This window comes from Kitasatospora sp. NPDC057500 (assembly GCF_042802195.1).
Classification (GTDB): Bacteria; Actinomycetota; Actinomycetes; order Streptomycetales; family Streptomycetaceae; genus Kitasatospora.
Map to the genome: position 1 here is coordinate 1 of NZ_JBHVER010000221.1, position 12,360 is coordinate 12,360.

The 12,360-nt window shown below is 75.8% G+C and carries 3 protein-coding genes; all 3 read right to left on the reverse strand.

Annotation, left to right across the window (positions count from 1 at the left end; translation table 11 throughout):
* Positions 1 to 5,282, reverse strand: a 5,282-nt coding sequence (locus ACFU74_RS31595; RefSeq protein ID WP_380763019.1) for an SDR family NAD(P)-dependent oxidoreductase, incomplete at its 3' end; no start/stop codon positions are given.
* Between the two features lie 23 nt (positions 5,283 to 5,305).
* Positions 5,306 to 9,778, reverse strand: coding sequence for a type I polyketide synthase (locus ACFU74_RS31600; protein ID WP_380763021.1), 4,473 nt, complete (start codon positions 9,776 to 9,778; stop codon positions 5,306 to 5,308).
* A 13-nt stretch (positions 9,779 to 9,791) separates the two neighbouring features.
* Positions 9,792 to 12,360, reverse strand: a 2,569-nt coding sequence (locus tag ACFU74_RS31605) for a type I polyketide synthase (RefSeq protein WP_380763023.1), incomplete at its 5' end; no start/stop codon positions are given.

Genomic DNA, 12,360 nt, shown 5'->3' on the forward strand with positions numbered 1-12,360 from the left:
TCGACGGCGTCGATGTCGGTGGTGGTGAGGCGGGCGTTGGCGAGGGCCTGGCGGATGACGCGTTGCTGGGAGGGGCCGTTGGGGGCGGTGAGGCCGTTGGAGGCGCCGTCCTGGTTGACGGCGCTGCCGCGGATCACGGCGAGCACCCGGTGGCCGTTGCGCTCGGCGTCGGAGAGCCGTTCGAGTACCAGGACGCCCACGCCCTCGCCCCATCCGGTACCGTCGGCGGCGTCCGCGAACGCCTTGCACCGCCCGTCCCCGGCGAGGCCGCTCTGCCGCTCGAACTCGGCGAAGGCCACCGGGGTGGTCATGACCGAGACACCGCCGGCCAGGGCCAGGTCGACCTCGCCGCCCCGCAGCGCGGCGGCCGCGGTGTGCATCGCGACCAGCGCGGAGGAGCAGCCGGTGTCGATGGTGAGCGCCGGGCCCTCCAGGCCGAGCGTGTAGGAGATCCGGCCGGAGATGATGCTGCCGGAGTTGCCGCTCATGGTGAAGCCGTCATCGGCCTGGGCCGAGCCGGCGAGCAACGTGGTGTAGTCGGTCGAGGAGGCGCCGGCGAACACCGCGGTCCCGCTGCCGGCCAGGCCCGCCGGGTCGATCCCGGCCCGCTCCAGCGCCTCCCACGACGTCTCCAGCATCAGCCGCTGCTGCGGGTCCATGGACAGCGCCTCGCGCGGTGAGATGCCGAAGAACGCTGCGTCGAAGTCGGCAGCGTCGTGCACGAAGCCGCCGATCCCGTCGGCTCGCCAGCCGCGGTCCGCGGGGAAGGCGCCGATCGCGTCGGTGCCCGAGGCGACGAGGTCCCACAGGTCCTCCGGGGAGTTCACCCCACCCGGGAAGCGGCAGGCCATGCCGACGACGGCGATCGGCTCGTCGCTCTGCACGGTCGCCCGGACCGGGGCCGTCTCCTCCGCCCGCTCCAGCAGCCGGCCCGTCAGGTGGCGGGCCAGCTCGACGGGGTTGGGGTGGTCGAAGACCACCGCACCGGGGAGCTTGAGGCCCGTCACGGCCGTGAGCCGGTTGCGGAACTCCACCGCCAGCACCGAGTCGAAGCCCAGCTCACGGAAGGCACGGCGGGCATGCAGCGCGGCCGGACCGTCGTGGCCGAGCACGGCCGCCGCCTCCGAACGCACCAGGTCAAGGACCAGCTGTTGCGGGTCGTCGGTCTCGGCCAGCCTGCGCCGCATCGCCGCGAGCCGCGGCTCCGCGACCGCGTCGGAAGCTTCCGGCGCCGGCGTGGCGACCCCGACCAGGTCCTCGATCAGCGGGCGGTGGCGGGCCATCGCATAGACCGGGGCGAACCGCTCCCAGTCCATGCTGGCGACCGTCAGCGCGGTCTCGTCGTGGTCCAGCGCCTGTTGCAGCACCTGGAGCGCGGCGTGCGGGGCCATGGCGCCCACACCACGGCGGCGCAACTCGTGCTCGGCCTCGGCGTCCAGCATGCCGCCACCGGCCCAACCGCCCCAGGCGACCGAGGTGGCCGTCTCGCCGCGGTCCCTCCGCTGCCGGGCCAGGCCGTCCAGGTAGGCGTTGGCCGCCGCGTAGGCGCCCTGTCCGGCGCCGCCCCAGACGGCCGCGCCGGAGGAGAAGAGCACGAAGGCGTCCAGCTCCTGACCGGCCAGCAACTCGTCCAGGTGACGGGCGCCGAGCACCTTGGCGGCGGTGACGGCCTCGAACTCCGCCGCGGTCAGCTCGGCCAGCGGACCGGAAGCGGTCACCCCGGCCGCGTGGAAGACCGCGGTGATCGGGCCGGTCTCGGCGAGGAGCCGCGCGAGCGCGGACCGGTCCGCCACGTCGCAGGCCGCCACGGTGAGCTTGCAGCCGGCCTCGGCCAGGTCGGCTTCGAGCTCGGCGACACCCGCCGCCTCCGGGCCCCGGCGACTGGCCAGCACCACCTGCTCGGCGCCGTTGCCCGCCAGCCAGCGGGCCAGGTGGCCGCCGATGGCACCGGTGCCGCCGGTGACCAGCACGGTGCCGCGCGGGCGCCACGCGCGGGGTGCGGCGCGCTCGGGCAGTGGCGCGCGCACCAGTCGGCGCACCAGGACGCCCGTCGGCCGCAGTGCCAGTTGGTCCTCGCGGTGAGCCCCGGCGAGCACGGCGCCGAGGCGGGCCGGCAGGGTCCCGTCGAGCGCCGGGGGCAGGTCGACCAGACCGCCCCAGCGGTCGGGGAGTTCCAGCCCGGCCACCACGCCCAGGCCCCACAGCCCGGCCGGTCCGGCCAGCACGCGGTCGTCGTCGGCGGCTGCCACCGCCCCCCGGGTCAGCAGCCACAGCGGCGCGGTGACCTCCGCGTCGCCGAGCGCCTGCAGCAGCGTCAGCGCGGCCTGCGGGTCCTCCCCGGCGAGGTGGACCACACCGGTGAACGGACCGTGCTCGCTGACCGCCCCGCGCAGCGCCGCGGTCAGCGCCGCCCGGTCCGGCAGCTCGTCCACCGGCAGCTCGACCAGCTCGGCGCCGGCCAGTGCCGGACGGAGCTCCGGGCTGCTCCCCACCAGCAGCCACCGGCCGGAGAGGGGGTCCTGCGGTGCTGCGAGCGGCTTCCAGACCACCTTGTACCGCCAGGAGTCCGTCGACCGCGGCCGGGCCGCCGCTCCCTCCAGCCAGAACCTCCGCCGCTGGAAGGCGTAGGTCGGCAGCTCGACCCGGTGGCCGCCCGCGGCCAGGGCCGCCCAGTCCACGTGGGCGCCGCGCACCCAGGCCCGGGCCAGGGAAGCGGCGAACCGGGCCGGCCCGCCCTCGCTGCGGCGCAGCGTGCCGAGCGCCACGGCTTCGGAGCCGGTGTCGTCGAGCGTGTCCTGCACGGCGGGGACGAGCACCGGGTGCGGGCTCATCTCGATCAGCAGGGTGCAGCCGTGCTCCAGCAGCGCCCGGGTGGCCCGCTCGAACTCCACGGTCTGCCGCAGGTTCCGGTACCAGTACCCGGCGTCCAGGCCGGCCGGGTCGGTCGCCGTGCCGGTGACCGAGGAGAAGAACGCCACGTCGGTGGGGTGCGGCGCCACCGGCGCCAGCGCCTCCAGCAACTGGTCGCGGACCGGCTCCACCCGGGCCGAGTGCGAGGCGTAGTCGACGGCGATCCGGCGGGCTCGGATGCCGTCGTTCTCGCAGTGGGTGAGGAGTTCGTCGAGGGCGTGCGGGTCGCCGGCGACGACGGTGGAGGTCGGTCCGTTGACGGCGGCGACTTCGAGGCGGCCGTTCCAGTGGGTGAGTCGTCGGTGTACGTGTTCGGCGGGCAGGGGGAGGGAGACCATGGCGCCGTGGCCGGCGAGTTCGGTGGCGATGAGTTTGCTGCGTTGGGCGACGATGCGGGCGCCGTCGTCGAGGGTGAGGGCGCCGGCGACGCAGGCGGCGGCGATCTCGCCCTGTGAGTGGCCGACGACTGCGGCGGGTTGGACGCCGCAGGCCCGCCACAGGTCGGCGAGGGCGATCATGACCGCCCAGAGGGCGGGTTGGACGACGTCGACGCGTTCCAGTGGGGGTGCGTCGGGTTCGGCGCGCAGTACGGCGGGCAGTGACCAGTCGGTGTACGGGGCCAGTGCCTCGGCGCACTGGGCGATCCGGTGGGCGAACACGGGTGAGGTGTCGAGGAGTTCCACGGCCATGCCGGCCCACTGCGCTCCCTGGCCGGGGAAGACGAACGCCACCCGGGCTTCCGGGTCCGCAACACCCTCGACCACGGTCGAGCCCGGGAGCGAGTCGGCGACGGACAGCAGTTCCCGCCGGTCCAGCACCACCGCGCGGTGCGGCAGCTGCGAGCGGCCGTCGGCCAGCGACCGGGCCACGTCCAACGGCGCCAGGTCGCCGGTGGCCTCCCACAGCCGGGCGGCCTGGGCGCGCAGCCCGGCGTCGGTGCTGCCCGAGACCGCCCACGCCGTGACACCGCGCAGCGCCGGACCGGCCTCCGGCGGCGCCACCGGCCCGGCGGCGGGCGGCTCTTCGAGGATCAGGTGCGCATTGGTGCCGCTCACCCCGAAGGAGGAGACGCCGGCCCGGCGCACCCGGGCGGTCCGGGGCCAGGGCCGTTCCTCGGTCAGGAGTTCCACCGACCCCGCCGACCAGTCGACCTGGGTCGAGGGCCGGTCCACGTGCAGGGTGCGCGGCAGCGTCTCGTGCCGCAGCGCCATCACCATCTTGATCACGCCCGCCACCCCGGCCGCCGCCTGGGTGTGGCCGAGGTTCGACTTCACCGAGCCGAGGAGCAGCGGTGCGGCTCGGTCCTGGCCGTAGGTGGCCAGCAGGGCCTGGGCCTCGATCGGGTCGCCGAGCCTGGTGCCGGTGCCGTGCGCCTCCACCGCGTCCACGTCGGAGGGCGCCAGCCGGGCGGCGGCCAGCGCCTGGCGGATCACCCGTCGCTGGGACGGCCCGTTGGGCGCCGTCAGCCCGCTGGACGCCCCGTCCTGGTTGACGGCGCTGCCGCGGATCACCGCCAGCACCGGGTGGTCGTTGCGCAGGGCGTCGGAGAGCCGCTCCAGCAGCAGCAGGCCGACGCCCTCCCCCCAGCCGGTGCCGTCCGCGGCGTCGGCGAACGCCCGGCAGCGGCCGTCCGGCGCCAGCGCGCCCTGCCGGGTGAACTCGACGAACGACCCCGGCGTCGACATCACGGCCACGCCGCCGGCCAGGGCCAGCGCGCACTCCCCGCCCCGCAGCGACTGCACGGCCAGGTGCATCGCCACCAGCGACGAGGAGCAGGCCGTGTCCACCGTCACCGCGGGGCCTTCCAGGCCCAGGACGTAGGAGATCCGGCCGGAGGCGACGCTGGCCGAGCTGCCGAGGCCGAGGAAGCCCTCGACGGACTCCGGCACCGACTGCAACCGGGTCGCGTAGTCGCTGAAGTTGACGCCGGCGAAGACGCCCGTGCTGCTGCCGCGCACGGTGCCCGGATCGATGCCGGCCCGCTCGATCACCTCCCACGCGGTCTCCAGCAGCAGCCGCTGCTGCGGGTCCATCGCCAGCGCCTCGCGCGGGGAGATCCCGAAGAACTCCGGGTCGAAGTCGGCGGCGCCGTGCAGGAACCCGCCGCCGAGCCGGCGCTCCGGATCGTTCGCGTAGAGGTCGTCCAGGTCCCAGCCGCGGTCGGCGGGGAAGCCGGTGATCGCGTCGCGTCCCTCGGAGACCAGCCGCCAGAGGTCGTCCGGTGACCCGACGCCGGCGTAGCGGCAGCTCATCGAGACGATGGCGATCGGCTCGCGCCGCTCGGCCTCGACCTCGTGGAGCCGCGATCGGGTCTGACCCAGCTCGGTGGTGACCAGCTTGAGGTAGTCCAGGAGCTTCTGTTCGTTTGCCATGGGGGAGAGCCCTCGCGTGGTAGTCAGCTGAGTCCGAGGTCTTGGTTGATGTACGCGAACATCTGGTCCGCCGTGGCCGCCTCGAAGTCGAGCGCGTCGACGGCGGGGTCGACCGCCTGACGGTCGGTCCAGGCCGCGAGCAGGTCCTGCAGCCGGGCGGTGACCGTCGCGGCGAGGTCCACCCGCGGGTCCAGTGCGGACAGCCGGTCGGCGATCTCGTCGAGTTGCCGGAGAACGGGTTCGGCGGTGGCCGCGGCGCGCTCCGGCCGGAGCCGCTCCAGCAGGTGGGCCGCGAGCTCCGACGGGGTGGGATGGTCGAACAGCAGGGTCGCCGGGAGGCGGAGCCCGGTGGCCGCGCCCAGGCTGTTGCGCAGTTCGACCGCGCTGAGCGAGTTGAGGCCGAGCTCCAGGAAGCCGCGGCCCGCCTCGACCTGGTCGCCCGACGGGTGGCCGAGTGCGGCGGCGACGTGGTCGCGGATCAGTTCCAGTGCGGCCCGCTCCTGCTCCGGCCCGGAGAGCTCCGCCAGCCGGGCGGGGAAGGAGCCGGCCTGCTCGCCCGGACCGGACCGGGCGAGCCCCAGCCCGCGCAACAGCGGCGGCAGCAGGTCTGCCGGGGTCCGACGCACGGCGGGCGCGAACTTCACCGGCAGCAGCACGGCCTCGGGCCGGCCCAGGGCGTCGTCCAGCAGCGCCAGGCCCTCCGGGGTGGCGAGCCCGAGCAAGCCGGAGCGGGCCATCCGGGAGCGCTCGGCCTCCCCGAGCCGTCCGGTCATCCCGGTGCTCTCCGCCCACAGGCCCCACGCCAGCGAGACGGCCGGCAGGCCGGCGGACCGGCGCCGCTGCGCCAGCGCGTCCAGGCAGGCGTTGGCCGCCGCGTAGTTGCCCTGGCCGGGGCCGCCGAGGGTGCCGGCGGCGGAGGAGAAGAGCACGAAGGCGGCCGGCGCGGCTTCCCGGGTCAGCTCGTCCAGGTGGACGGCCGCGTTCGCCTTGGGGGCGAAGACCCGGTCGATGCGTTCCGGGGTCAGCGCCTCGACGACGCCGTCGTCCACCACGCCCGCGCAGTGGAGGACGCCGGTGAGCGGATGCTCGGGCGCGATGCCGTCGAGCAGGGCGCGCAGCGCCGCGCGGTCGGAGACGTCCGCCGCGGCGACGACCGCCTCGGCGCCCGCCGCGGCCAGGTCGGCGCGCAGCGCCTCGACGCCTTCGGCCGCCTCACCGCGGCGGCTGACCAGCAGCAGGTGCCGGACGCCGTGGTGCCGCGCCAGGTGACGGGCCACCAGAGCACCGAGGCCGCCGGTGCCTCCGGTGACCAGCACGGTGCCGTCGGGGTCGAACGGGCTCGGCGTCTCCTCGGCCGGGCCGGCCGGGGCCAGGCGGGGGACGAGGAAGCGGCCCCGGCGCAGGGCGAGCTGCGGCTCGCCCGCGGCGGCCGCCGCGGCCAGCAGGGCCGGGTCGGGGTCGGGCCGGTCGGCGTCGAGCAGCACGAAGCGGTCGGGGTGCTCCGCCTGGGCCGCGCGCAGCAGGCCCCAGGCGGCGGCTCCGGCCGGATCGGCCGGGTCCCCGTCGTGGACGGCCATGGTGCCGTGGGTGAGCACCAACGGCAGCGGGCCGGGCAGCGGCCCGGCCGCGAGCAGCCCGTGCACCAGTTCCAGGGCGGCGGCGGCGACGCCGGCCGGGTCCTCCGGCTCGGGCCGCGGGACGGTCAGCACCTGCGGCGCGTCGCCGGCCGGAGGGGTCGGCACCTCGACCCAGTCCAGCCGGTACAGCGCGTCGTCGGCCTCGGCGGCCGGTGCCGGCGGGGCCAGCCAGAAGCGCTGGCGCTGGAACGGATAGGTGGGCAGCGCGACCCGCCGTGTGCGGGTCCCGGCGAAGACGGCGGGCCAGTCCACCGGCACCCCGTGGACGTGCAGTCGGGCCAGCGCCTCGACGGCGCCCGGGCTCTCGGCCCGGTCGTGCCGTACCGCGGCGATGGCGGCGATCGGATCCGCGTCGCCGCAGGCGGCCGCGACCGTGCCGGCCAGTCGGCCGTCCGGGCCCAGTTCGAGCACGCTGCCGACACCGGCCGCGAGAAGCGCTCGGACGCCGTCCGCGAACCGGACGGTCTCCCGGACGTGCCGCTCCCAGTATTCGGCCGAGCACAGCTCCGCCGCGCCGGCCGGCTTCCCGGTGAGGTTGGAGACGACCGGGATCCTCGGCGGGTGGAACTCCAGGGTCCGGGCGATCCGGCCGAACTCGGCCAGCATCGGCTCCATCAGCGGCGAGTGGAAGGCGTGGCTGACCGGCAACCGGACGCTCTTGGCGAACCGCCCGGCGAGCGCCAGCACGGCCTCCTCCTCACCGGAGACCACCACGGCTGTCGGTCCGTTCACCGCAGCCAGGCCGACCCGCTCGTCGAGCAGCGGCAGCACCTCGGCCTCGGAGGCCCGGATCGCCGCCATGGCCCCGCCGGACGGCAGCGCCTGCATCAGCGCGCCGCGCGCGGCGACCAGGGTGCAGGCGTCGGGCAGTGAGAGCACCCCGGCGACGTGAGCCGCCGTCAGCTCGCCGATCGAGTGGCCGATCAACACGTCCGGCACCACTCCCCAGGACGCGAAGAGCCGGTACAGCGCCACCTCGAAGGCGAACAGTGCGGCCTGGGTCCACGCGGTCTCGTTCAGCAGGGCTGCCTCGGCCGTGCCCTCGACGGCGAACAGCACCTCGCGCAGCGGCCGGCCGAGATGCGGGTCCAGTTCGGCCGCGACCTCGTCCAACGCCGAGGCGAAGGCCGGGAACGCCGAGCAGAGCTCGCGGCCCATGCCCGGCCGCTGCGAACCCTGCCCGGAGAAGAGGACGGCGAGCGGGCCGCGGCCTGCCCTCCCCGTGGCGACTCCGGCCCGGGCCGTGCCCGCCGCCACGGCGGCCAGGCCGGCCAGCAACTGCTCCCGGTCCGGGGCCAGCACGGCGGCCCGGTACTCCCAGTCCGTACGGGTCGCCGCCAGCGAGTGGGCCAGGTCGACCGACCGCAGTTCGGGGTCGGCCTCGACGACCGCTCCGATCCGCTCGGCCTGGGCGCGCAGCGCCGGCTCGGTCCGGCCGGACAGCAGCACGGGAACGGTCGGGAGCCCGGCCTCGGCGGAGGGTTCACCGGCGGAGGGTTCCTCGGCAGGCCGGGACGGGGGCTCCTCCAGGATCACGTGGGCGTTGGTGCCGCTGATGCCGAAGGCGGAGACGCCGGCGCGGCGGGGGCGTCCGGTGTCGGGCCAGGGGCGCTGCTCGGTGAGGAGTTCGACGGCGCCCTCGGACCAGTCGACGTGCGGGGTCGGCGCGTCCACGTGCAGCGTCTTCGGGAGCAGCCCGTGGCGCATCGCCATGACCATCTTGATGACGCCCGCGACGCCGGCGGCGGCCTGGGTGTGGCCGATGTTGGATTTGACGGAGCCGAGGAGGAGGGGGTGTTGGCGGTCCTGGCCGTAGGTGGCGAGGAGGGCCTGGGCCTCGATGGGGTCGCCGAGCGTGGTGCCGGTGCCGTGGGCTTCGACGGCGTCGATGTCGGTGGTGGTGAGGCGGGCGTTGGCGAGCGCTTGGCGGATGACGCGTTGCTGGGAGGGGCCGTTGGGGGCGGTGAGGCCGTTGGAGGCGCCGTCCTGGTTGACGGCACTGCCGCGGACCACGGCGAGCACCCGGTGGCCGTTGCGCTCGGCGTCGGAGAGCCGCTCCAGTACCAGCACGCCCACGCCCTCGCCCCAGCCGGTGCCGTCGGCCGCCGCGGCGAACGCCTTGCACCGCCCGTCCCCCGCCAGCCCGCCCTGCTTGGCGAACTCGCCGAACACGCCCGGCGTGGAGAGCACCGAGACTCCGCCCGCGAGCGCCAGCGGGCACTCCTCACTGCGCAGCGCCTGGGCCGCCAGGTGGATCGCCACCAGCGAGGAGGAGCAGGCCGTGTCGACGGTCACCGCCGGCCCTTCGAGCCCCAGCGCGTAGGAGATCCGCCCGGAGAGCACACTGCCCGAGGCGCCGGTGACCTGGTAGCCCGCGGCTTCCTCGGCGGCGGCCAGGACGGTGACGTACTCGTGCGGGGTGCCGCCGACGAAGACCCCGGTGCGGCTCTCGAACAGGGTCCGCGGGTCGATGCCCGCGTGCTCCACCGCCTCCCACACCGTCTCCAGCAGCAGCCGCTGCTGCGGGTCCATCGCCAGCGCCTCCTTCGGGGAGATGCCGAAGAAGCCGGGGTCGAAGTCGCCCGCATCGTGCAGGAAGCCGCCGACGAGGTCGTTGGGCTCGGGGACCTGCCAGCCGCGGTCGCGCGGTAGCGCGGAGAGCGTGTCCACGCCGCCGAGCACCTGACTCCACAGGCCTTCGGGTCCGTGCGCCCCGCCGGGGTAGCGGCAGGCGAGCCCGACGATGGCGATCGGCTCGTCGGCCCTGGCCACCAGTCGCTCGTTCTGCTCCCGGAGTTGCTCGTTGGTCAGCAGCGATGCCCGGAGGGCTTCGACGATCCTGTCCGTGGAACTGTTCATGAGGCGTCCCGTCCTAACCTGCGGTGGGGCCGCTGTCGGCCGAGCCCAGCGCCAGCTGGACCAGGGCGTCGGCGTCCATCGCCTTGATGTCGTCACTGCGACCGGCCGGTTGCTGCTGTCGGTCCGCCGGTGCGGCCGGTGCGGCCGGGCCGCCGGCATCGGGGAAGAGCCGCTCGTGCAGCAGCCGGACCAGGGCCTCCGGCCGGGGGTGGTCGAAGACCACGGTGACCGGGAGCCGCAGGCCGGTGGCGGCGCCGAGGCGGTTGCGAAGCTCGACCGCGGTCAGCGAGTCGAAGCCCAGTTCGCGGAACGGCTTCTCCGGGTCCACCGCGCCGCCGTCGGGGTAGCCGAGCACCGAGGCGACCTGGCCCCGGACCAGTGCGCGCAGCTCCTGGTGACGTTCCGCCGTGGTCAGCCCGGCCAGCCGGCGGTCCAGGCCGCCGGCCTGGACCTCGCCCCCGACGACCCTCCGGACGGGCACCCGGACCAGGCCGCGCAGCAGCGGCGGCACGGTACCGGTGGCCGCCTTGGCGCGGAGCGCCGCGAGGTCGAGCCGTACCGGCGCGAGCACCGCGCGGTCCGCGACCAGTCCGAGGTCGAACCGGGCCAGCCCCTCGGCCGCGGTCATCGCCAGGGCGCCGCGGCCGGCGGCCCGTTCCAGGTGCCCGCCGCCCACCTGGCCGGCCATGCCGCGCTGCTCCTCCCACAGGCCCCAGGCCAGCGATACGGCCGGCAGGCCCTGGGCCCTGCGGTGCTCGGCGAAGGCGTCCAGGAAGGCGTTGGCGGCCGCGTAGTTGCCCTGGCCGCCGCCGCCGAAGGTGCCCGCCACCGAGGAGAAGAGCACGAACGCGGCCAGGTCCAGGTCCGCGGTCAGCTCGTGCAGGTTCAGCACCGCGTCCACCTTCGGGCGGTACACCCGGTCCACCTGCTCCGGGGTGAGCGAGGTGACCAGCGCGTCGTCGAAGACGCCGGAGCAGTGCACCACGGCGGTCAGCGGGTGCTCGGCCGGGATGCCCCCGAGCAGCGCGGCCAGCGATTCCCGGTCGGCCACGTCACAGGCGACCGCGCTCGCCTCGGCGCCCGCCGCGGTCAACTCCTTGAGCAACTCGGCCGCTCCGGTCGCGGCCGGCCCGCTCCGGCTCGCCAGCAGCAGGTGCCGAACGCCGTGGCGCTGCACCAGGTGCCGGGCCACCAGTGCGCCGAGACCGCCGGTACCCCCGGTCACCAGCACGGTGCCGCCCGGTACCCCCGGCGCGACCGGTTCGGTCGGCGGCACGGTCAGCGCCCGTGCGAGCCGCGGCACCCGCACGGCGCCGGCCCGCAGCGCCAGCTGCGGCTCGCCCGCGGCGAGCGCCGCCGGCACCGCGCGCCAGGAGTCGGGGTGCCCGTCCAGGTCCAGCAGCACCAGCCGGTCGGGGTGCTCCGCCTGGGCACAGCGGACCAGGCCCCACAGCGGGGCGGCGTCCAGGTCCACCACGGGGTCGCCGTCACCGGTGACCACGGCACCGGTGGTCGCCACCGCCAGCCGGGAGGCGGCGAACCGCTCGTCGCCGAGCCAGTCGCGCAGCTGCTCCAGCAACTGCCCGGTGGCACTGCGGACGGAGGCCGGCGAGGCCGGCTGGTCGCCCGCGGCGACGGTGAGCAGGACCAGCCCGGGCGGCTGGGTCCGGCCCGACGCCACGGCCTCGGCGAGTGAGGCCAGGCTCGGATGGGCCGGCAGCGGGCTGCCGACGGGCGCGGAGCCGATCAGCACCGGCTGCTCGGCCTCGGCCGGGCTGACCGGGACGGGCACCCAGTCGAGCTGGTAGAGGCCGTCGGTGGGTGCGGCGGACGGCAGCCGGTCGGGCGACATGGCGCGCAGCACCAGCGATTCGATGCCCGCCACCGGCGCACCGGTGTGGTCGGAGAGCTGGACCGAGACCGCGTCCTGGCCCGCCGGGGCCAGCCGGACCCGCAGGGTGGTGGCCCCGGTGGCGTGCAGCGCGATCCCGCTCCAGGCGAAGGGCTGGCGGCCGGCTCCGGCACCGGGGAAGAACTCGCCCATGCCGACCAGGTGGAGGGCCGAGTCCAGCAGCGCCGGGTGGAGGCCGAAGCCCGGCTGCTGGTCGTCGAGCCGCACCTCGCCGAACATCTCGTCGCCGCGCCGCCATGCCTGCCGCAAGCCCTGGAAGGACGGTCCGAAGTCCACACCGGCCTCGGCCATTCGTGCGTACAGGCCGTCGATCGGGACGGGGACCGCGTCGGTCGGCGGCCAGACCTCCAGACCCTCGGGCACGGCCGGCGGTTCCTCGCTGAGGACGCCGGTGGCGTGCTGCAGCCACGGTGCGCCGGGGGCGTCGGCGGGCCGGGAGTGCGCGGTCATGGTGCGCCGACCCGACTCGTCCGGGCCGCTGACGGTCAGTTGGAGGTCGACGGCGCCGGCGTCCGGCAGCACCAGTGGCGTCTGCAGCACCAGGTCCTCGACCTGGAGGCAGCCCACCTGGTCCGCGGCTTGGATGGCGAGTTCGGCGAGGGCGGTGCCGGGGAGGATGGTGGTGTTCTGGAGGGTGTGGTGGGTGAGCCAGGGGTGGGTGTGGGGTGAG

Bases quoted from the DNA above. Each gene is read 5' to 3' on its own strand.
- ACFU74_RS31600 (WP_380763021.1), bottom strand. From the start codon at position 9,778: ATGAACAGTTCCACGGACAGGATCGTCGAAGCCCTCCGGGCATCGCTG.